We start from the raw sequence: 21,261 nt of genomic DNA, 5'->3' as shown, positions 1-21,261 counted from the left end.
GTGGGTAAGACTACGCGTCGGCTATCTTGCCGGGCAAACCCGGGTACCCTGCGGCCGAGTCACCCGTTCTACTGTGTTGTTCATGTCTGACGAGCGCCATGCCGCCGCCAATTCCATTCTCGGTACCAGCGGTGTCGGCCGGGTCCGTGTCGATTCGAGTGCAAGCGACCGCGCCAGCCGCGCGTGGTGGGACGCCGACGCCGACGATTACCACAGAACCCACGGCGAGTTTCTGGGCGTGAACAGCGCAGAAGGTGAATTCGTCTGGTGCCCCGAAGGACTGCACGAGGGCGATCATCACTTGCTGGGCGACATAGTCGACAAAGATATTTTGGAGGTCGGTTGCGGCTCGGCTCCCTGTGCCCGGTGGCTCGCCGGACACGGCGCTCGGGCCGTCGGCCTCGACATCTCGATGGGGATGCTCGCGCGCGGACAGGACGCAATGAAGGCCGGCGGACCGGCAGTCCCGTTGATTCAGGCGAGTGCCGAACTCCTGCCGTTTGCCGACGAGAGTTTCGACATCGTCTGTTCGGCGTTCGGAGCCGTCCCGTTCGTGGCCGATTCACAACGGGTCATGAACGAGGTCGCCCGAGTTCTGCGTCCCGGCGGATCGTGGGTCTTCGCGGTCAACCATCCGATTCGATGGATCTTCCCCGACGATCCCGGGCCCAAGGGATTGACGGCAACGCTCCCCTACTTCGACCGCACCCCGTACGTCGAGGTCGACGACAACGGAGTCCCCACCTACGTCGAGCATCACCGAACCATCGGTGACCGGGTCCGTGAGATCGTCGCGGCCGGACTTCAGATCCGCGACATCATCGAGCCCGAATGGCCGGAGTGGTTGGACCGCGAATGGGGACAGTGGAGTCCCCTCCGCGGCCAACTCTTTCCGGGCACTGCAATTTTCAGCGCCGTCAAACCCTGACGGCTACAGCAGTTTCGACAGGAACGCCTTGGTCCGATCGTGCTGCGGATTGGCCAGGAGTTCGCGGGGCTCGCCTGCCTCGACCACAACTCCGCCGTCCATGAACACCAACTGATCTGCGACCTCGCGGGCGAAACCCATCTCGTGGGTGACGACCACCATCGTCATGCCCTCTTTGGCCAACTGCTTCATCACGGTGAGAACTTCACCGACCAGTTCGGGGTCGAGCGCGGACGTCGGCTCGTCGAACAGCATCAGCTTGGGGTCCATCGCGAGAGCGCGGGCGATGGCAACTCTCTGCTGCTGACCGCCAGACAACTGGGCCGGGTACGCGTTGGCTTTGGCGCTCAACCCGACCTGATCGAGGAGGTCCTTCGCTCTTTCGACGGCCTTCTTCTTGCTGACGCGCTTGACCTGCGTCGGCGCTTCGATGATGTTCTCGAGAGCGGTGCGGTGCGGGAACAGGTTGAAGTGCTGAAACACCATCCCGATGTCGCGGCGTTGTTTGGCCGCTGCTCGCGGGTGGAGTTCGTACAGCTTGCCGTTCTTCTCCGAGTAGCCCACCAGGTCGCCGTCGACGTACAGACGGCCGGCGTTGACCTGCTCGAGGTGATTGATACAGCGCAGGAACGTCGACTTGCCCGACCCTGACGGTCCGACAAGGCACAGAACTTGGCCAGGGTCGATTTCGAGTGAGACCCCTTTGAGAACCTCGAGCGCGCCGAAGTTCTTACAGACTCGGTCTGCCTTCACCATCGGTGTCATCTGCGTTCTCCTCCTGGAATATCCGGGAGTGTCTCCACTACCGTTTCTTTGCCCTGCGCGTCGGCGAGTGCCTGAAGTTGGCGAGTGGTGAGCGTCCTCGTCGACCCTTTCGAATAGTGGCGTTCGACGTAGTACTGGCCCACCATGAGGACACTGGTCATTGCGAGGTACCACGTAACCGCGACCATCAAGAGAGGGATCGGCTCGAAATTTGCACCGGATATGTCTCTCGCACGCCCGTAGAGTTCGGTACTCAGCGGCACGGCTGTCACCAGTGAAGTCGTCTTGAGCAAGCTGATCAATTCATTGCCGGTCGGTGGGATGATCACCCGCATCGCCTGCGGAAGGACCGTTCGCCGCATCGTCTGACCCCACGTCATTCCCAAAGCCACTGACGCTTCGGTTTGACCTTCGTTGACCGAGGCGATACCTGCACGGACGATCTCGGCCATGTACGCCGCCTCGTTCAATGCGAGTCCGATGACCGCGAAGAGGAATGCCGCCTGGAGATCTTGCATGTCGAAGTGCACGAACTGGTGGACGAACGGAACACCGAGATCGATGCTCTTGTATATGGACGGGAAGAGACCCCAGAAGACAAGCTGGACGTAGACGGGTGTACCGCGGAAGACCCACAAATACACCCAGGCAGCGGACTTCAACACCGGGTTCGGCGACAGCCGCATTACCGCGAGGACGATGCCCAGAAGGATCGCCGCCGCCATCGACAAGACAGTCAGTTGGATGGTGACCCAGGCCGCCTTCGAAATTCGAGCGTCGAAGAGGTACTGACGGTAGGTCGCCCAGCCGAACTGTTCGTTGGTCGCTGAACCATAGAGAAAGAGCCCCACCAGAACCAGCACCACGACTGCTGCGACCCACCGCCCCGGTCTACGCAGTGGAATCGCCTTGATCGGCGCAGGCTCGCCAGTCTCAGTTGTTGTCATGTTCATCAGCTCTCCGCGCCGTTGATCTTGGATACTTCGATGACGCCGGCCTCGACACTCCAGGTCTGCGCGATCTGTTGATAGACGCCGTTGTCGATCAGGTACTGCATTGCCTGCTGCAGGGCGGGTCCAAGGGCGGAACCCTTCACGATCGGCCAACCGTACGGCGCGGAATCAAAAGGCTCACCCGCAGCTTCCATCCGCCCCTTGCTCCGTTTGATCGCGTAGCCGGTCACCGGTGAATCCGCAGACAACGCGTCGACTCGACCCAGGATGAGAGCATTGGCCGCATCGTCCTGGCTGTCGTACTTGATCTTGTCGATCGGCGGCTTGCCCGCGGCAACGCACGCATCGCTCTTGGCAGGTACTTCGTCGATGTCCTCGGTGGTTGTGGTCTGCACCGCAACCCGCAATCCGCACGCACTGTTGGGATCGACGGGATTGTCCGGACGTTGCGCCCACTGGATACCCGCGCTGTAGTACGTGACGAAGTCGACCGTCTTCTCCCGCTCCTTGGTGTCGGTGAACGAAGACATGCCGAGGTCGTAGCTTCCCGACTGGATGGCGGGGATGATCTTGTCGAAGTCGGCTTGGTTGAAGACAGCTTCGACCCCGAGCACGGTCGCCACTGCGTTCATGACGTCGACGTCGAAGCCGACGATATTGCCATTCTCATCTTTGAATTCGTTTGGGGCGTACGGAATGTTCACCCCGACCTGCAGCTTGCCCGACTCCGTCACCTTGGGCGGCAGGAGAGCAGCGATTTCCGGCACCTTCTGGATATCGAGTGGAGGTCCTTCGGGAACGAGACCCTCGTTGTTGGTGACGCACCCACCGCACAGAGCGACGATCAAGCCCACCAACAGGACTCGCACCAGGTTGGCACGCATTCCCCCACCACTCCCCATGCCACTACCCCAGCCACGTGGCCTTGGTGCCCGTGCGTTTTCACCGACCACGACTCTGCTCTCCACTCGTCGATCGCCGCACTTGCAACGTCCATCCGAAATTCAGTCGAACGGTAGGTTACGGCAGGAGTTCCACCGTCGCCGACTTCGCAAGATTCCGGCCTGTCGTACAAGAATCAGCGACGCAGAGTGTGTGCGTACACGACTTCGGAAAATTCGCTGGTCGATGCCAAACCGCCGAGGTCGGCGGTGGCGATGCCCGACGCGATGGTCGTGCGAACGGCGTCCGAAATCCGGCCTGCCGCCGCAGACAACAACCGATCGCCACGCGCATCGCCGAGCCAGTCGAGCATCATCGCGCTCGAGAGGAACAGTGCCGTTGGGTTCGCGCGATTCTTCCCGGCGATGTCGGGTGCTGCACCGTGCGCGGCCTGAGCCATGACCTGCGTCTCGGAAGCGTTGATCGACGGCGCGGTTCCGAGTGAACCGGACAGCTCGCCCGCCAGATCGGACAATATATCGCCGAACATGTTTTCGGTCACTACGACGTCGAAGTCGCCGCCGCGTCGAACCAGGTGCGCCGCCATCGCGTCGACATGCTCGTCGTCGACGACGACGTGTGGGAACTCTGCGGCGACGGTTCGGCAGGCGTCGCGGAAGAGGCCGGTGGTCAGCGTGAGGACGTTGGCCTTGTGGACGATCGTGACGTGATTGCGCCGACGCGACGCCAACGCGAAGGCAGTGCGTGCGATCCGTTCACACGCGGCGCGCGTGAACACACCGACTGCCAAGGCGATGTCGGGCGTCGGCATGAATTCACCGCTGCCGACTGCCATGTTCCGGTCCGCGTACAACCCTTCGGTGTTCTCGCGGACGATCACCAGATCCATGTCGGGGACCATCGCCTTGACACCGGGAAACGCTGCTGCCGGTCGAATGTTCGCGAACAACTCGAACTTCTTCCGGATGACGCCGCCGGGTGTGAGTTGTCCGCGAAACCTCTCCGGATACGACGCACTGTCGTGGGGTCCGAGAATCCAACCCTGCAGCAGCTCCAACGCATCGACGGTCTCGTCGGGAATCGGTGTGCCGTGGCTGTCGATGGCCGTGCTCCCGAGCGGAAGCTCGACCCACTCGACGGGCGGCGCATGAACCGCTGACAACGCCGCGTCCACGATCTGCCGTGTCGCCGGGACGATTTCGTGGCCGATTCCGTCGCCGTGCATGAGTCCCAGCCGCATGGCCGGCGTACCGATTGCGCTCGCACCTGCCATCAGGCAATCATTGCTCACCATGGTCCAGTCGGTGGAATTGCTCCTCGATCCGGTGAGTGAGTCGGCAGTCCGCGCGCAATGGCAGCTTCTCGCCGACGCCGGATTCCCAAGTCAGGCCTCCCATCACAGCCCGTCCAACCGCCCGCACATCACGCTGTTCGTCGCCCGCGAGATCCCCGCGGAGATCGACGAACTGTTGAAGCGACGCTTCTCGGCCCCGGACTTCGAGATCCGGCTGGGTGGCTACGTCGTATTCGGCGGCAAGCAGATGGTCTTGGCCCGCTCGGTCATTCCTTCGCGCGCGCTCCTTCACCTGCACCAAGAAATAGCCGAAGCAACAGTCGGTTCGAACGCGCTACCCGCCCACGTCGAGCCCGGCGGGTGGACGCCGCATGTGACGCTCGCCCGGCGCGTCGAACCTGCACGACTGGGTGAGGCCATCGCTTTGGTCGGCACCGACGTGATTCACGGGCGCAGTGGAGCGATCAGGCGCTGGGACGGCGAACAGAAGGCGGAATGGTTACTGACGCCGCCACTGTGACAGATCGGGTTGCTCGTCGGGTCACCAGGATTCCCGCGATCACCGCGAGTGCACCAACCGGCTGATTCCAGCCGATCCTCTCGTTCAACACTATTGCCCCGAGCGCGACGCCCACTACTGGGCTGAGGTAGGTGACAGTCGACGCTGCAGTCGGCCCCCACCCTTGAACCACATTGGTGTTCCAGATGAACGCGAGCCCAGTCCCCAGCGCGCCCAGCGCGATCATCGACAGGACAACTGCCGGCGTCAGATGCATCGGTGTATTCGCGATGACCGGAGAGGCGAGGACCATCACGAGTGCACCGATACAGATCTGCAATAGCGCGATAGTACGGGTGTCGATCCCGAGCGGAAGCACGAAGCGTCTGAGGTAGACAAACGAAATCCCGTACGACGCAGTCGCTCCCAGGCAGGCCATCTGAGAGCCGAGACTTCCGCCGACGCCGAGATTCCACGGCGCCAACACGATCAGCACTCCAGCGAATCCGAGCAGTAACCCCAGCGATTTGTATCGCGTCAGCGTCTCACCCGGCAGAAAGGCAAGCGAGACAGCCATAGTCATCAATGGCGTGGTGGCGTTGTAGATACTCGCGAGTCCGGAAGACATGCTCTGCTCGGCCCAACTGAACAGCAGCCACGGCACGATGCATTGCGTCGCTGCGAGAAACGCCATGTGTTTCCAGACGCGAAAGTCCCTCGGTATGCCGATCCGACTCACCGCTGACACGAGAACAAGCGCGAGAGCGCCGAAGACCAAGCGCCACAGAACTACCTGCGTGAAGGACAAACCCTCGAGCCCGATCTTCATGAAGAGGAAACTGGCTCCCCACACCACCGCAGCTGCGGTGTATTGAAAAACCAGACTCACCCTCACAGAGTGAAGTCTCCATGAGGACTGACGTCGTGACGGGTGTCGGGCGTACGGCCGGCAAGAGCTAGTACGTTCAGGACCAGGAGGACCAGGAGAGCGATGACGATGATTGCCATGTGTCCAGCCTGACGCAAGGCCGCACCCTTCAATAGTGGCAGAAAAGCCAGACTTGGTCGATTTTCTGCCACTTTGCCGTTTTTCTGTCACACTCGAAAGATGCTCGCGAAAGTGGTGGTCCCACTGATGCCGATGACCGAGGCGTTCGAACTCGGCGTGGCATGTGAAGTATTCGGCTTCGACCGATCCGACGACGGCCTCCCGACGTACGACTTCTCTCTGATCGCCGCAGTTCCGGGCCCGATCCGAACACGCTTCGGCTACAACATCGATGTTCCGTACAACCTCGACTCTCTCGATGACGCCGATCTCATCGTCGTTTCCGCCGGTGGCACCTACGACGCAGGCGACGCGTACATGTGCTCGCCGAGTCCCGACTCGAGTGTCGATCCCCTGCTGATCAAGCTCCGTGAGGCCGTGGCCCGGGGCGCCAAGGTGGCCAGCCTGTGCACCGGCGCGTTTGTCCTCGGGGCGGCGGGACTGCTGGACGGGAAGCGATGCACGACGCATTGGCGTCACGCCGAAAGGCTGGCCCAGACGTATCCGGAAGCCAAGGTCGATCCGGACGTGCTGTACGTGGACGAAGATCCGGTGTTCACCAGCGCCGGCACCGCAGCAGGAATCGATCTGTGCCTGCACATCGTCCGCAAGGAACAGGGCTCTCGCGTGGCCAACGGCATCGCGAGAAGGATGGTGGTACCGCCCCATCGTGACGGCGGTCAGGCTCAGTACGTCGCCACTCCCCTCACCTCGACGCCGAGCGCAACTCTTGCCCCGCTCCTCGACTGGATGACGGAGAACCTCGCCGTCGACCTCACTGTCGGCATGGTTGCAGCGCGAGCGAACATGTCCGCTCGCACCTTTGCGCGTCGTTTCCAAGCGGAAACAGGGACTACCCCCGCGCGTTGGCTCAGCGATCAGCGAGTACTGGCCGCCCAGCAACTACTCGAGAATTCGGACCTCTCCGTCGACGTCATCGCAGAACGCGTCGGATTCGGCGGCGGCGCCGTACTTCGCCAGCACTTCATTCGCCTGCGTTGCACCACGCCCCAGGCGTACCGCCGGACGTTTCGGGCGACCGAGAACGCAAGCTGAAATCCACTCAGGGAAGAATCAGCGGTTCCGGGGCGTTGCACACACCAACAGCCCGCACAATGGAAAGGACCCCTGTGGCCACCCAGACACTCACCCAGCAGAACTTCGACGAAACGATCAACGGCAGCGACGTCGTCCTCGTGGACTTCTGGGCTTCCTGGTGCGGCCCGTGCCGCCAGTTCGCGCCGACGTTCGAAGCCTCCTCCGAGAAGCACAGCGATGTCGTTCACGCCAAGGTGGACACCGAAGCCGAGCAGGGAATCGCAGCGGCCGCCAACATCCGCTCCATCCCCACGATCATGGCCTTCCGTGAAGGCGTTCTCGTGTTCAACCAGGCCGGCGCACTTCCCGCCGCTCAGCTCGAAGAGCTGGTGACTCAGGTCAAGGCACTCGACATGGACGAGGTCCGCAAGCAGATCGCAGAGCAGACTGCCTCTGCCGAGTAGCGAAAGAAGGCTGGGCCGGAATCGAATGCGATTCCGGCCCAGCCTTTTTCGTAGCCAGCCCTTTGTTGCCGACTCAGTGAGCCGCGCTGTCCCAGCTTCGACCAGTTCCCACCGAAACATCCAGCGGTACCGACAACTCGATGGCTGTGGCCATCTTGTCCCTGACCAATGCAGTGACCTCCTCCAACTCGGAGGCAACCACTTCGAGCACCAATTCGTCGTGAACCTGCAACAGCATGCGCGACTTCAATCCGGCGTCGGCGAGAGCCTTCTGCACGTTGATCATCGCGACCTTGATGATGTCGGCCGCGGTGCCCTGGATCGGCGCGTTCAAGGCAGCACGTTCGGCCACCTCACGACGCTGACGGTTGTCACTGTTTAGATCGGGCAGATACCGACGACGGCCGTAGAGCGTCGAGGTGTAACCGTCCTTACGCGCTTGCTCGACTACGGCGTGGAGGTAATCCCGCACACCGCCGAAACGAGCGAAGTACGCATCCATCTGCTGCTTCGCTTCTTCGGTCGAAATCTTCAGCTGCGAAGCCAATCCGTAAGCGCTCAGTCCGTAAGCCAGACCGTAGGACATCGCCTTGACCCGGCGACGCAGTTCAGGAGTGACCTCTTCGATCGGAACTCCGAATGCGCGTGAGCCGACAAAGCTGTGCAGATCCTCACCGGTGTTGAATGCCTCGATCAGTCCCTCGTCACCTGACACGTGCGCCATGATGCGCATTTCGATCTGGCTGTAATCGGCCGTAAGCAGAACATCGAACCCCTGCCCGACCACAAATCCGTCGCGGATCTCGCGCCCCGCATCGTTGCGGACCGGGATGTTCTGCAGGTTGGGATCGGTCGACGACAGACGTCCGGTCGCTGCAACCGTCTGGTTGAACGTCGTGTGGATGCGACCGTCTTCGGCCACGGCCTTGAGCAGACCGTCGACGGTCACCTTCATACGCGTCGCATCACGGTGCGCGAGAAGGTGTTCGAGGAACGGGTGCCCCGTCTTGTCGAACAGACCCTGCAGCGCCTCGGCGTCGGTGGTGTAGCCCGTTTTCGTCTTCTTGGTCTTGGGCATGTCGAGTTCTTCGAACAAGACCACCTGAAGCTGCTTCGGCGAACCCAGGTTGATCTGCTTGTCGATCACCTCGTACGCGGAGTTTGCGGCGTCGGCGACCTGGGACGCGAAACGGCTCTGAAGATCGTGCAGATGCGCGCTGTCGACGGCGATGCCGGTGGCCTCGATCTGCGCGAGCTCGATCGTCAACGGCAGTTCCATGTCGGAGAGGAGCGCCTTGGACTCGATCGACTCCAACTCGGTGTCCAACGCAGCCGCCAAGTCGAGAACGGCCTGAGCACTGAGCATCGCGGTCTCGGCCGCTTCGGCATCGAGCTGTTCGGTGTCGTCGAGAAGTGAAAGCTGTTCCTGGCCGGATGTTTCGGCACGCAGTTCACGCTTGAGGTAGCGGAGCGACAGATCATCGAGATTGAAGGTGCGCTGACCTGGCCGGACGAGATAGGCGGCCAGAGCGGTGTCGCTGGTCAGTCCGCCGAGCGTCCAACCACGCCCACGCAGAGCGTGGATCGCCCACTTGGCTTCGTGCAGCGCCTTCGGCTGGGATGCATCCGCAAGCCAATCACCGACAGCCGCTTCATCTTCCGGCGTTGCCGTCGATGCCGCGATGTATGCGCATTCGCCGTCGGAGGCCGCGATCGCGAGGGCAGTGACGTCACCGGCAAACGGAGTTCTGGTTCCGAGCACCGTCACGCCGTGACGATCACCGGTTCGCGCGTGAGCGTCGAGCCATGCGGCAACCGCACCCGGGGCGAGTGCGTCGCCGCTGACCTCGAAGCCCTCTTCTGCTTCGGGTTCGGACGACGACAGGGTCGCGAACAGTCGATCGCGGAGGACCTTGAACTCGAGATCGTCGAACAACGCATGAATCTTCTCGCGGTCCCACGGAGCCAACACCAACTGCTCGGGCGTGTACGGCAACGGAACGTCGCGAACCATTTCGGTCAGCTGGCGATTGAGCAGCACGTTTGCAAGGTTCTCGCGTAGTGAGTCGCCGACCTTGCCGCGGACCTTGTCTACGTTGTCGACCAGACCCTGCAGGTCGCCGTACTCACGGATCCACTTGGTGGCGGTCTTCTCACCGACGCCGGGGATACCGGGGAGGTTGTCACTCGGGTCGCCGCGCAGGGCAGCAAAATCCGGATACTGCGACGGGGTGAGGCTGTACTTCTCCTCGACGGCCGTCGGCGTGAATCGGGTGAGCTCCGAGACGCCCTTCTTCGGGTAGAGCACAGTGACGTTGTCTGTCACCAGCTGCAACGAGTCGCGGTCGCCGGTCACGACGAGAACTCGGTATCCGAGGGCCTCTGCCTGCGTGGTCAATGTGGCAATCACGTCGTCGGCTTCGAAACCTTCCTCGGCCATGACCGGGATTCCCAGCGCGCCGAGAACGTCCTTGGTGATGTCGATCTGGCCTTTGAATTCGTCCGGAGCCTTCGCACGCTGCGCCTTGTATTCAGGGAACAGGTCGGCGCGAAACGTCTGACGCGACACGTCGAAGGCCGCAGCCAAGTGGGTCGGCTGTTCGTCGCGAAGAAGATTGATCAACATCGACGTGAAGCCGTACACCGCATTGGTGGCCTGCCCACTGTGTGTCTTGAAGTTCTCTGCGGGCAGCGCGTAGAAGGCGCGAAACGCCAACGAATGCCCGTCGAGAAGCATCAGAAGAGGGCGATCGTCCGCCTTGCCTGTGGTGCCGGCTGAAGCGGTGGACGTGCTGGACCGAGTTGTGGTTGCGGGGCTCACGGTTCATCAGTCTAGGGATCGCGACCGACATCGACGCCTTCGCCGTTGTTTACGCAGGAACAGGCACAAGAATCGGACAATTGATGCAGCCAGCGGCCTTCGATACGGAACCGAAACATCCCGGAAATCTCAGAACCCCATCTGAAGCGAACAGAGCCGTTAGAGTCCGGAAATCGCAGCAACGGATCAAGCCCTTCGCTGCGTGGCACCTTTGTCCAGACGCGCTAGTCCCGACCCGCTCGGAGGACGTACGTGGCCCCACCCGTAGTGAAACGGCATACCCTCGCAACACTCAGCCGACTACTGGCCTTTGCGTTACTCACGTTCTTCGCATTACTCAGCCTGGCCGGAACCGCCGGGGCCCAGGAACCGACCAACTCCCCTGCACCGACCAACTCCCCTGCACCGCCGACCTCGTCAGGACCGGCAAAACCGGTTCCCGACAACGCCGTCCCCGTCAGCGGCAATCTCAACAACGGAGGCACCCGGCTCGAGGGCGTTAAGGTGCGCGCGCTCGATTCCTCCGGCACCGAGGTCGCCACCGGCGAGTCGGCGTCGAACGGTCGTTGGGAGTTGGCCGTGGCACCGGGCACCTACACGTTCGAGATCGTTGCGGACACGCTCCCCGACGGAGTGAGTGTGCAAGCCACTGTCGAACGCGAGGTGGTGGCCGGCCGCGCGAACACCGTAATCTTCTCGTTCGGCGAGGTTCGTACCGCCTCGAATGTCAGCTTCGGCGAGAAGCTCATCCGCACGACTGTCGACGGTCTGCGGTTCGGTCTCGTGATCGCGATCGCCGGTGTGGGTCTGAGTTTGATCTACGGCACGACCGGCCTGACGAACTTCGCGCACGGCGAGATGGTCACCCTCGGTGCCGTCGCTGCCTGGGTGATCAACACCTCGTTCGGCATTCCGCTGATTCCCGCCACCGTTCTCGCGATCTTCGTCGGTATCGGGATCGGACTGTTGACCAACGGAATCGTCTGGAAGCCCCTACGTAAACGCAAGACCGGGTTGATCGCACAACTGGTGGTCTCCATCGGTCTCGCGATTTCCCTGCGCTACCTGATCCTCATCTTCTTCTCCGATCGAGCAGAACCCTTCGACGACTACCAGGGCCAGGTCGAGAAGAACTGGGGCCCCATCGCTTTGACCGACGCGAACGCCGTAGTCATGATCGTCAGTCTGGTCGTCCTGGTCGGCGTCGCACTACTTCTGCAGAGGACTCGCATCGGAAAAGCCATGCGCGCCGTCTCCGACAACCGTGACCTCGCCGCTTCGTCGGGAATCAACGTCGAGCGCGTGATCATGTTCGTCTGGGGCCTCGGCGGCGGATTGGCTGCACTCGGCGGTGTGCTGTTCGGTATCTCCGAGCTCGGCGGACGAGTCCAGTGGGAGATGGGCTTCAAACTGTTGCTGCTGATGTTTGCCGGAATCACCCTCGGTGGTCTGGGAACGGCGTACGGGGCGCTACTCGGCTGCGTCATCGTCGGACTTCTGGTCCAACTCTCGACACTCATCATCAACCCCGACCTCAAATACATCGGCGGACTTCTCGTCTTGATCGTGATCCTCGTGGTTCGCCCCCAGGGCATCCTCGGATCCAGACAAAGGATCGGGTGACGAACATGGACATCATGGGAGCTTTCCAGGTTTCCTTCGCCCAGTTGATCGGGCCGTCGGCAATCTTCTACGCACTGCTCGCAATCGGGCTGAACCTGCACTTCGGCTACGCCGGACTGCTCAACTTCGGTCAGATCGGTTTTGCCCTCCTCGGCGGCTACGGCGTCGGCATCATGACCGTGACCTACGACCAACCGTTGTGGCTCGGTATCCTCGTCGGACTCACCGCGGCCGGCCTCCTCGCACTCGTGCTCGGTATCCCGACGCTGCGTCTGCGCGCCGACTATCTCGCCATCGTCACCATTGCGGCTTCGGAGATCTTGCGTCTGATCTTCCGCTCGACGGCGTCGGATTCGGTGACCGGTTCCACCAACGGCCTGTTCGGTTTCGCAGATCCGTTCACCGCACTGAGCCCATTCGACTCGGCCAAGCAGTACTCGTTTCTCGGTGTGAAGTTCTACGGAGACGACCTCTGGTCGATGGTCGTCGGATGGACCCTGGTCCTGATCTTGTGCGGATTTGTCTACCTCTTGACGCACAGCCCGTGGGGGCGTGTCCTCAAGGCGGTTCGTGAAGACGAGGATGCAGCACGATCGTTGGGCAAGAACGTCTTCGTGTACAAGATGCAGGCTCTGGTTCTCGGCGGCGTGATCGGTGGTCTGGCCGGTGTTTTCAACGCCCTCCAGACCAAGTCCATCAACCCGGACTTCTACTCGACCGCGCAGACGTTCTTTGCATTCGGCGCACTGATTCTGGGCGGGGCGGCAACGGTTTTCGGCCCGGTAGTGGGCGCAATGCTGTTCTGGTTCCTCCTCGCCATTCCCGACGCTTTGTTGCGTCAGGCGATCTCCGGCGAAAATCCGCTGCTCTCGCTGACCGAACAACAGGTCGGAGCCACCAGATACGTGTTGCTCGGATTGATGATCGCTCTTCTGATGGTCTTCAGACCGCAGGGAATACTGGGTAACAAGCGGGAGGTGCAACTCAATGCTTGACGCCGATACCAGAGCACAAATCTTTGGCGACGTTCCTCATCTTCCGGGATCGGCAAAACCCGACCCGGTACTGATCGCGGACAACGTCTCGCGCACGTTCGGCGGCCTCAAAGCCGTCGATGTCGACCACCTCGAGATTCAACGCGGGTGCATCACGGGTCTGATCGGCCCCAACGGCGCCGGGAAAACCACCCTCTTCAACCTCCTCACCGGCTTCGACCGGCCGGACACCGGTACGTGGTCGATGGACGGTCAATCGCTGGGCCGCATGTATCCCCACCAGGTAGCCAGGAAAGGAGTGGTACGGACGTTCCAGTTGACCAAGGCGCTGTCCAAACTCACGGTGCTGGACAACGTACGCCTGGGCGCCACCGGTCAACGAGGTGAACGCATCTTCGCCTCGCTTGTCCCGTGGATCTGGAAGAGCCAGGAACGCGAGATCACCGAGCGCGCCAACGAACTCCTCGCGCGTTTCAAACTCGACACGAAAGCTGACGACCTCGCCGGTTCCCTCTCCGGCGGACAGCGCAAACTGCTCGAAATGGCTCGCGCACTCATGACCTCGCCCTCGGTGGTGATGCTCGACGAACCCATGGCAGGCGTCAATCCCGCTCTGACGCAAAGCCTGCTCGGTCACATCAAATCATTGCGCGACGACGGAATGACGGTCGTCTTCGTCGAGCACGACATGGACGTGATCCGAGACATCAGCGACTGGGTGGTGGTCATGGCACAGGGCAGCGTCATCGCCGAGTCCACTCCGGACGAACTCTCGTCCAACACAGCTGTCGTCGACGCGTATCTGGGCAGCCACCACGACCAGGCCCTCGAGTTCGACGACAACGGAAATCCGGTGGGCGAGACGGCCGTTCTGGCCGCCGCCCTGGCAGAAGCCGAGGTCGAAACCCTCGAGGCGGGCGGTGACCTCTCGGAACCAGACATCGACAACCTTCCGGCCGATCTCGCCGCGACGCTGGAATCGAGTCCCGAGGAACCGCGCGGAAGGCACGAGAAGCCATGAGCGAGAACCAAGCACGTTCACTCACGCCCGCAGAGTTCGCCGCGACAGCGCAAGAGCATCAGCGACTGTCGGCAGGTGCCCTGCTCCGCGCCGACAGCCTCGTCGCCGGCTACATTCCCGGCGTCAACATCCTGCGTGAGTGCAACTTCTTCCTGAAGGAGGGCGAGATCGTCGGAATCATCGGACCGAACGGCGCAGGCAAGTCGACACTCCTGAAGTCACTGTTCGGTTTGATACCGGTTCGCGAAGGGTCGGTCACTCTCCGCGAGGACGACATCACGTCCGCGCCCGCTCACGTCCTCGTGCAGAAGGGAGTCGGGTACGTCCCTCAGACACAGAACGTCTTTCAGGCTCTGACTATCGAAGAAAACCTCGAGATGGGAATTTATCTGCGCCCTAAGGCATTCGCGGAGCGATTTGCCTTCGTGAGTGAATTGTTCCCACTCCTGAGTGAACGACGAAAGGTGAAGGCCGGCGCACTCTCGGGCGGCGAACGTCAGATGGTCGCGATGGGCCGGGCTTTGATGATGGATCCGTCGGTCCTGCTCCTCGACGAACCGTCCGCGGGCCTGTCCCCGATGTTCCAGGACGAGGTGTTCATCCGTTGCAAGAAGATCAATGCTGCGGGTGTCTCGGTCATCATGGTCGAGCAGAACGCGCGCCGCTGCCTTCAGATCTGCGATCGCGGCTACGTGCTCGATCAGGGCAAGAACGCGTACACCGATACCGGCGCCAATCTGATGAACGACCCCAAGGTGATCGAGCTGTATCTGGGAACGCTCGCCGGGAGCAAAGAGAAGTAGGCACGACATGAGAATGGGCCAGGGTCTCGCGACCCTGGCCCATTCTCGTCGACTGCTTACTTGCCCACGACTTACTTGCCCACCACCACGAATCCTTCTGTGGTCAGCGTGTTCTCAGGGCCGAACTTGAGCTTGCCGTACGAACCGATGGACGGCTCTCCCGAATCGTTGAAGTCCAACTCGCCGGTGATGCCGTCGTAGTCGATGTCGGTTCCCGCCTTCACCAACGGCAGGCACTCCACGTAGGACGTGCACTTGGTGCCGCCTTCGGTGACGCTGTTGATGTTCGCAGCGATGTCCGTGCCCGCCGTCGACTTCGCCTGCTCGGCAGCAAGTGCCGAGATCACCACTGCGTCGTACGACTCTCCGGCGTAGTTGAAGTCGATCAGTGACGGGTTGACTGCCTTCAGACGATCTTGGAAGGCAGCTCCGACATCCGTCAGCGGCGTCGTTCCCTGCATCGTGTCGAGCAACGGCTTCGCCACGGATTCTCCGAGCGCATTTCCCATGTTGCCGTCGACGCCGTACATCGCCATTCCGTCCGACGGGCCGATGCCCACCTCGTGCATTCGCGTGATGATCTTCGCCGACTCCTCGAAGCCCACCAATGCAACTGCATCCGGATTGAAGTTCTTGACCTGATCGACCTCGGAGTTGAACGACTGCGCGTTCGGGTCGTAGATGATCTTCTCGATCTGATCGGAGGGGACACCCGAATCGATCAGATTCTTTTCGATGTTGTCGGCCAGACCCGTCCCGTACGGGTCGTTGAGGGCCATGATGGCTACGCGCTGACCACCATCGTCCGAAATGAGCTGTGCGACGGCCTGAGCCTGCAGTACGTCCGTCGGAGCGGTGCGGAAGTACATGCCCTTGTCGGGGTAGCAGACAAACTGGTCCGAGGTGTTGGCCGGCGAGAACATCACGACGCCGGCGCTGGCGACCTTGTCGATCACCTTGAGCGAGACCGATGACGACGCGGCGCCGACGATCACCTGAGTGCCTGCCGCCAATTCGCGATCGACGGTGGAGTTGGCGGTGTCCGTCGTGGTGTCACCCGAATCGCCGGGAATCAGCTGGACCGGTTGGCCGAGAACGCCTCCGGCCGCATTGACATCGTTGACTCCCAGCTGGGTGCCCGCGACCATCGGCGGCCCGAGGAACGACAAGCTGCCTGTATCGGGAAGTAGCGTGCCGATGCGCAGCGCTTCCGTGGACGGGGTGGCGCCGGCCTTGGCCTGCTCCGGGGTGCAATCGGTCGTGACGGATGTCGTCGCGGCGGAAGCGCCGGACGTAGAGCCACTCGACGACGAGTCATCCGACTTGTCCGAGCTACAGCCTGCAAGTGCCAGTGATGCCGCGCCGAGAATTGCAGCAGTACGCACAAGTGTTCGTCTAGCCATCCCACGCTCCTAAGATCAGCCGGTGCTCGCGCCACCCGAACTGGCGCTCGCTGTGGGATCAGACGCTAGACCTTGGAACCGTTTCGCGATCCGTCAAGAAAGCCCTGTGACCTGACTGTTATCTGAAGGCGCACAGTGTTTACACGGCTGTAGCGCTGCGCGACGTTTCGACGGTCGACGCAGCAGCCGGATAACCCGGACTCTTTGCTCACGCGTCCGGTTCGCCGCCCAGAGTTTCCAGTACGACCTGTGCGACGGCCTTCATCGTGGAGCGCCGGTCCATCGCGGCGCGCTGAATCCACTTGAACGCCTCGGGTTCGGTGAGCGCTTGGCGAACCATCAGAACACTCTTGGCGCGCTCGATCAGCTTGCGTGCTTCCAGGCGGTCGGACAGATCGGCGACCTCACGCTCGAGCGCGGTCACCTCTCGAAAGCGACTGACCGCCAATTCGACGGCAGGCACCAAGTCACTGATGGAGAACGGCTTGACCAAGTAGGCCATGGCGCCGGCATCGCGTGCGCGCTCGACCAACTCGCGCTGACTGAACGCTGTGAGAATGACAACAGGAGCGATGCGCTTGGCGGCAATCTCCGACGCCGCGTCGATGCCGTCCCTCCTGGGCATCTTCACGTCCATGATGACCAGATCGGGCCTGAGTGACTCGGCCAACTCGACCGCCACCTGTCCGTCACCGGCCTCGCCGACGACGTCGTAGCCCTCTTCGCGGAGCATCTCGACCAGATCCATGCGGATCAACGCCTCGTCTTCAGCGACGACAACACGACGGGGTGCGAGCTGATTGCCTTGCGGCTGCGGCGAATTCATGGCCACCATCCTCCTCCATCGAACCGCCCCGACACGAGACGCGAACGATTAGAGGGTACCGGTGTTTGACATTGAAATCGCATCTTCTAATGTAGTCATCGCAACAAGCCCTCGTATCCCAATTGGCAGAGGAAACGGATTCAAAACCCGTCCAGTGTGAGTTCGAGTCTCACCGAGGGCACCACTGCAGCAGCCGGCCGTACCGCAAGGTTTCGGCATTCGGCTGTACCCCGGATCAACCGCCGCTAGGTTCGATCCATGAACGGTCGCCGGTTGATTGCTCTGCTCGGAACCATGTCTTGTCTCTGCCTGCTCACCGGATGTCAGACAGACGACGAATCCGACACTGCCGGCGGATCTTCCACCCAGGTCGTCTCTTCCACCCAGGTCGTCCTCGACGCTGCAACACGGACCGGCACCCTTCAGGTCGGCTCTCGCCCGATCGAGGCCGCGTCCACCGAGATCTCCACGCTTCCCTCATTGCCCAACGACACAGAGATCCCTTCACCGAATCCACCCGTCGACGTGACCGAGATCGACATGACCGATCACGAGGGTTTCACCCGCATCACCTATCGCTTCGACGGCAACGGACCGGTGTTCTGGAAAACCGAATACGTCAGTGAAGCAATCCGAGCGGGAGACAGCACAGTCATAGATGTCGGTAGTCGATCGATACTTCAGGTCGACCTGATGGGAGTCCGGTCGGATCCGACTCGTGTCTCGGCTCCACTCGACGGCACAAACATCACCCGCATGGAGAGTGCCGGTACGAACGATACGATCCTGCAGTCGTTCGTCGGCACACTCCAGACCCGGCCGGCGTACACGGTGTCGACATCCGATTCCCCGTCCCAGCTGACTATCGACATCCCCGCAGCCGACAACTGACCCTCGATACCCAATTACGCGCTCAGCTCAGCCATTCCAGCGCAGCTGTGGTCAACGCAGTGATTCCGTTGTCGAGGGTCGGCTGGATCACCGGGGCGTACCGCGGTGAGTGGTTCGATGCAATGTCCTCCCCGACGGTTCCCGCTGTTGCGGCCTTCAGATACGCCTCGGGATCCGCACCGCCGAGGAGCCAGTACACCAGCGGCGCTCCGGCCGCGTCGGCGAGGATCCCGACGTCTTCACTCCCGGTGACCGGTCCAGGATCGATGACGCCGTGTTCCCCGAACACGCCCCTGAACGCAGCGCTTACACGATCGCAGGCCGCGCCGTCGTTGATCAACACCGGAAATGACTCTTGTGCAATCAGTTCGGGCTCACGGACGGCGCCGGATGCCTGCGCCTCTGCACGGACGATTCGGTGCACCGCGTCCAATACCCGGTTTCGGACTTCCGGATTGACGGTCCGAATGCTCAGACCGAACTCCGCATGATCGGCGATGATGTTGTTCTTCGTACCTGCGTGAAACTGGCCCACTGTCAATACACCTGTGTCGCTGCCGGCAATCTCGCGGGAGACCACCGTCTGCAACCGCATCACTGCCGATGCCGCCATGACGATCGGATCAATCGTGGTCTCGGGCCGCGATCCGTGCCCGCCCCTCCCGAACATCCGCACCAGCATGCTGTCAGCCGCAGCGAATGCTGCCCCGGAATGCAATCCGACGATTCCCGCCGGTGCTGGTGCAACGTGTTGGCCGAGAACCACATCGGGTTTGGGAACGAGTTCGTACAACCCGTCGTCGACCATCGCCTGCGCGCCGGCACCGAGTTCCTCTGCGGGCTGGAACACGACCTCGAGCGTGCCCGACCACGAGTCGACGGTTTCACTGAGGATCCGAGCGGCGCCGAGCAACGCAACAACATGCATGTCGTGCCCGCACGCGTGCATGATCGGAACGTCGTTGCCCTCCTTGTCGGTTCCTCGTTTCGTGCTTGCATACTCGAGACCGGTGGCTTCCTCGACCGGCAATGCGTCCATGTCGGCCCGAAGCAGAACGGTTGCGCTACTGCTCTTTCGGAGGCTACTGCTGTTTCGGAGAACGCCTACTACTCCGGTTCCACCGACTCCGGAATGAACCTCGAAGCCGAGGTCTCGCAATCGATCCGCGACGATTCCGGCGGTCCGATGCTCCGCGAACGACAACTCGGGGTGCGCGTGTAGATCTTTGTACAGATCTACGAGTGAAGCGCTGACATCACCGATTCGGTCCACCACGTTTGTCATGAATCCCACTGTATGCCCGAACTGCTCTCGCCCGAACTGCCGCGGCGAGAGTTTGTTCCAGCAGTACTGCAACCGTCATCGGGCCGACGCCCCCCGGCACCGGTGTGATTGCACCGGCGCGAGTGAGCGCGGCGCCGTACTCCACATCGCCGACGTTGCCCTCGTTGTACCCCGCATCGATCACCACTGCCCCACGCTTGATCCACGCCCCTTTGATCAGTTCCGGAACACCGACGGCAGCGACGACGACGTCTGCCGTACCGACGTGAGCCGCCAGGTCGACCGTTCGCGAATGGCAGTACGTCACAGTTGCGTCCCGACGCAGGAGGAGCATCCCCATCGGCAATCCGAGGATGGGGCTTCTGCCGACTACAACGGCATGCTTTCCGGCGAGTTCGACGCCGGTGGCGTCGAGGAGGCGCAGGATGCCACTCGGCGTACACGATTCGAATCCCCCTCCGGTCAACGCCATTGCCGCAAACGATGCCGAAGTGACGCCGTCGACGTCCTTGTCGGCCGAGATGGCATCGAACGCGGCCCGTTCGTCGATGTGGTCTGGCACCGGGTGTTGAAGCAGTATGCCGTCGATCAAAGGGTCCGCCGACAACGCCGTCAGCACGTCGACGAGTTCTCCCGTGGTCGCACTCACCGGTAGTTCCATTGTTCGCGACGTCATTCCTACAGCAACAGACCGTTTGGCCTTCATCTGCACATAGGCCTTCGAGGCCGGGTCCGATCCCACGATGACGGCTGCCAGGCCGGGAACATGCCCGGTCTGTTCACGAAACTGCCTGGTGCGCACTGACAGGTCAGCGACCGCAGAATCCGCAATGGCGCGTCCGTCGATAATTCGAGCGGGCTCGTTCTGGGTGGCCGGATTCTTGGCGGACAGATTCTTCGCGCACATAGTTTCTCCCTTCACACAAGATGTGTGAAGCACCCAGGCGGTCGATGCCTCGCGATGTGCACTCCCCGGTGGTAGTTCCCACCCGCGCCAGTCGTGCGTGGTCAGCGTACCGCGCGGTTGTTTCACCGCCACGAAACGCATCGGGAACGCCGCTCTCAAAACGAGACAAATCGTCATAACCTATCAATAGGTAACGATCTGACCTGCAGTTATTCCATCCTGTGCAATTAGATGGCACGATGGGAGCAACCGCACGGGCACCAAGCATTGGAGGCACCGATGGACAACGGCAAGATAAACCTGACCTACGACGGTCGGGTGTCACTGAGCTTCCAACTGGCGATTCCGCACGCACCGGACAAGGTCTGGAAAGTGATAACGGAACGCGAGTACCTCGATGCCTGGTTCCCGGCGGACGTCGATTTCGATCTCACTCCCGGCGCGGATCTGCTGTTCAAGGTGACACCGGAACAGGTCGAGCGTTTCGGACTACCCGCAGATCACGTGACGCGCGGGACGGTCATCAGCGTCCACCCGCACCGAATTCTCGAATTCCTCTGGGACGCAGACACTCTGCATTGGGAGCTGGCTCCGGACGGCACCGGCGGCTGTTGGCTGACCCTCACCCACACGATGGAAGACGAAGAGTCCGCGTACGCCCACGCCGCCGGCTGGCACGCGGGCTTGGAAGTTGTTGCGGCCCAACTCGATGGACGCGAAGTCGACTGGTCTCCGTGGGACCGCGCCGACGAACTCTCACCGCAATATCGCAAGTCGGCCTGAATCTGGGCCCG

The 21,261-nt window shown here is 61.7% G+C and carries 20 protein-coding genes, 1 tRNA gene and 1 riboswitch; of the genes, 11 read left to right on the top strand and 10 right to left on the bottom strand.

Annotated elements, in window-relative coordinates; genetic code table 11:
- The first annotated feature begins 82 nt into the window (after nucleotides 1-82).
- A complete protein-coding gene (locus ACWF6P_RS26810; RefSeq protein ID WP_378449759.1) occupies nucleotides 83-928 on the top strand; it encodes a class I SAM-dependent methyltransferase in 846 nt (281 codons plus the stop codon).
- A gap of 3 nt (nucleotides 929-931) precedes the next feature.
- On the opposite strand, the gene ACWF6P_RS26805 is transcribed toward ACWF6P_RS26810, so the two are convergent.
- The 4 genes from ACWF6P_RS26805 to ACWF6P_RS26790 all read right to left on the bottom strand — a co-directional run bounded on the left by ACWF6P_RS26805 (nucleotide 932) and on the right by ACWF6P_RS26790 (nucleotide 4,822).
- Nucleotides 932-1,693 carry an amino acid ABC transporter ATP-binding protein gene (locus tag ACWF6P_RS26805; RefSeq protein ID WP_003944053.1) on the bottom strand — a complete coding sequence of 254 codons (762 nt, stop codon included), beginning with the start codon at nucleotides 1,691-1,693 and terminating at the stop codon, nucleotides 932-934.
- Nucleotides 1,690-2,646 (bottom strand): amino acid ABC transporter permease, encoded by a 957-nt coding sequence (locus tag ACWF6P_RS26800; protein ID WP_378449760.1) that lies wholly within the window; start codon nucleotides 2,644-2,646, stop codon nucleotides 1,690-1,692. Before ACWF6P_RS26800 ends, ACWF6P_RS26805 begins: the two co-directional genes overlap by 4 nt.
- A complete protein-coding gene (locus ACWF6P_RS26795; RefSeq protein WP_452623101.1) occupies nucleotides 2,646-3,530 on the bottom strand; it encodes an ABC transporter substrate-binding protein in 885 nt (294 codons plus the stop codon). The genes ACWF6P_RS26800 and ACWF6P_RS26795 overlap by 1 nt, the downstream gene beginning before the upstream one ends.
- Before the next feature lie 194 nt (nucleotides 3,531-3,724).
- Entirely contained in the window at nucleotides 3,725-4,822 is a 1,098-nt protein-coding gene (locus ACWF6P_RS26790) for an isocitrate/isopropylmalate dehydrogenase family protein (RefSeq protein WP_452623100.1), read from the bottom strand.
- On the opposite strand from ACWF6P_RS26790, the gene ACWF6P_RS26785 reads away from it, so the two are divergent.
- Nucleotides 4,788-5,363 carry a 2'-5' RNA ligase family protein gene (locus tag ACWF6P_RS26785; protein WP_452623099.1) on the top strand — a complete coding sequence of 192 codons (576 nt, stop codon included), beginning with the start codon at nucleotides 4,788-4,790 and terminating at the stop codon, nucleotides 5,361-5,363. The two genes, ACWF6P_RS26790 and ACWF6P_RS26785, sit on opposite strands and share 35 nt — an antisense overlap.
- On the opposite strand, the gene ACWF6P_RS26780 is transcribed toward ACWF6P_RS26785, so the two are convergent.
- Complete coding sequence (locus ACWF6P_RS26780; protein ID WP_452623098.1) at nucleotides 5,308-6,237, bottom strand: DMT family transporter; 930 nt, start codon at nucleotides 6,235-6,237, stop codon at nucleotides 5,308-5,310. The genes ACWF6P_RS26785 and ACWF6P_RS26780 overlap by 56 nt on opposite strands.
- Nucleotides 6,238-6,450: 213 nt before the next feature.
- On the opposite strand from ACWF6P_RS26780, the gene ACWF6P_RS26775 reads away from it, so the two are divergent.
- Nucleotides 6,451-7,446 carry a helix-turn-helix domain-containing protein gene (locus tag ACWF6P_RS26775; protein ID WP_378449765.1) on the top strand — a complete coding sequence of 332 codons (996 nt, stop codon included), beginning with the start codon at nucleotides 6,451-6,453 and terminating at the stop codon, nucleotides 7,444-7,446.
- Nucleotides 7,447-7,520: 74 nt separating this feature from the next.
- Nucleotides 7,521-7,892: a thioredoxin gene (gene trxA / locus ACWF6P_RS26770; RefSeq protein WP_214890358.1), complete on the top strand. Its 372-nt coding sequence runs from the start codon at nucleotides 7,521-7,523 to the stop codon at nucleotides 7,890-7,892.
- 73 nt (nucleotides 7,893-7,965) lie between these two features.
- Here trxA and polA read toward each other — a convergent pair whose 3' ends face one another.
- On the bottom strand, nucleotides 7,966-10,713 hold the full coding sequence (gene polA / locus ACWF6P_RS26765; protein WP_452623097.1) for a DNA polymerase I: 2,748 nt from the start codon (nucleotides 10,711-10,713) through the stop codon (nucleotides 7,966-7,968).
- A 303-nt stretch (nucleotides 10,714-11,016) separates the two neighbouring features.
- On the opposite strand from polA, the gene ACWF6P_RS26760 reads away from it, so the two are divergent.
- The 4 genes from ACWF6P_RS26760 to ACWF6P_RS26745 are packed head-to-tail and all read left to right on the top strand — an operon-like array spanning nucleotide 11,017 to nucleotide 15,155.
- The gene (locus ACWF6P_RS26760; RefSeq protein ID WP_452623122.1) at nucleotides 11,017-12,336 is read left to right on the top strand and encodes an ABC transporter permease subunit; all 1,320 of its coding nucleotides are present in this window, start codon (nucleotides 11,017-11,019) and stop codon (nucleotides 12,334-12,336) included.
- A gap of 5 nt (nucleotides 12,337-12,341) precedes the next feature.
- Nucleotides 12,342-13,331 (top strand): branched-chain amino acid ABC transporter permease, encoded by a 990-nt coding sequence (locus tag ACWF6P_RS26755; protein ID WP_003944088.1) that lies wholly within the window; start codon nucleotides 12,342-12,344, stop codon nucleotides 13,329-13,331.
- Complete coding sequence (locus ACWF6P_RS26750) at nucleotides 13,324-14,352, top strand: ABC transporter ATP-binding protein (RefSeq protein WP_452623096.1); 1,029 nt, start codon at nucleotides 13,324-13,326, stop codon at nucleotides 14,350-14,352. The genes ACWF6P_RS26755 and ACWF6P_RS26750 overlap by 8 nt, the downstream gene beginning before the upstream one ends.
- Complete coding sequence (locus ACWF6P_RS26745) at nucleotides 14,349-15,155, top strand: ABC transporter ATP-binding protein (RefSeq protein WP_452623095.1); 807 nt, start codon at nucleotides 14,349-14,351, stop codon at nucleotides 15,153-15,155. The genes ACWF6P_RS26750 and ACWF6P_RS26745 overlap by 4 nt, the downstream gene beginning before the upstream one ends.
- A gap of 71 nt (nucleotides 15,156-15,226) precedes the next feature.
- On the opposite strand, the gene ACWF6P_RS26740 is transcribed toward ACWF6P_RS26745, so the two are convergent.
- On the bottom strand, nucleotides 15,227-16,558 hold the full coding sequence (locus ACWF6P_RS26740) for an ABC transporter substrate-binding protein (protein ID WP_452623094.1): 1,332 nt from the start codon (nucleotides 16,556-16,558) through the stop codon (nucleotides 15,227-15,229).
- A gap of 208 nt (nucleotides 16,559-16,766) precedes the next feature.
- The gene (locus ACWF6P_RS26735; protein WP_095973349.1) at nucleotides 16,767-17,393 is read right to left on the bottom strand and encodes an ANTAR domain-containing response regulator; all 627 of its coding nucleotides are present in this window, start codon (nucleotides 17,391-17,393) and stop codon (nucleotides 16,767-16,769) included.
- A 98-nt stretch (nucleotides 17,394-17,491) separates the two neighbouring features.
- Between ACWF6P_RS26735 and ACWF6P_RS26730 the strand changes: the two genes are divergently transcribed.
- Together ACWF6P_RS26730 and ACWF6P_RS26725 are read left to right on the top strand one after the other, a co-directional pair.
- Nucleotides 17,492-17,568: transfer RNA gene (locus ACWF6P_RS26730), tRNA-Leu, on the top strand.
- Between the two features lie 74 nt (nucleotides 17,569-17,642).
- Nucleotides 17,643-18,275, top strand: coding sequence for an AMIN-like domain-containing (lipo)protein (locus ACWF6P_RS26725; protein WP_452623093.1), 633 nt, complete (start codon nucleotides 17,643-17,645; stop codon nucleotides 18,273-18,275).
- A 22-nt stretch (nucleotides 18,276-18,297) separates the two neighbouring features.
- Here ACWF6P_RS26725 and ACWF6P_RS26720 read toward each other — a convergent pair whose 3' ends face one another.
- On the bottom strand, nucleotides 18,298-19,560 hold the full coding sequence (locus tag ACWF6P_RS26720; protein ID WP_452623092.1) for an amidohydrolase: 1,263 nt from the start codon (nucleotides 19,558-19,560) through the stop codon (nucleotides 18,298-18,300).
- Nucleotides 19,532-20,467: a bifunctional 5,10-methylenetetrahydrofolate dehydrogenase/5,10-methenyltetrahydrofolate cyclohydrolase gene (locus ACWF6P_RS26715; RefSeq protein WP_452623091.1), complete on the bottom strand. Its 936-nt coding sequence runs from the start codon at nucleotides 20,465-20,467 to the stop codon at nucleotides 19,532-19,534. The genes ACWF6P_RS26720 and ACWF6P_RS26715 overlap by 29 nt, the downstream gene beginning before the upstream one ends.
- 24 nt (nucleotides 20,468-20,491) lie before the next feature.
- Nucleotides 20,492-20,572: riboswitch (ZMP/ZTP riboswitch) on the bottom strand.
- A 174-nt stretch (nucleotides 20,573-20,746) separates the two neighbouring features.
- On the opposite strand from ACWF6P_RS26715, the gene ACWF6P_RS26710 reads away from it, so the two are divergent.
- Nucleotides 20,747-21,250 (top strand): SRPBCC domain-containing protein, encoded by a 504-nt coding sequence (locus ACWF6P_RS26710; protein ID WP_042923025.1) that lies wholly within the window; start codon nucleotides 20,747-20,749, stop codon nucleotides 21,248-21,250.
- Nucleotides 21,251-21,261 lie beyond the last annotated feature (11 nt).

The sequence above is a fragment of the Rhodococcus sp. NPDC055024 genome (assembly GCF_053608585.1).
The sequence above is the reverse complement of the archived record's forward strand: the minus strand, read 5'-3'. Positions and strand labels throughout refer to the sequence as shown.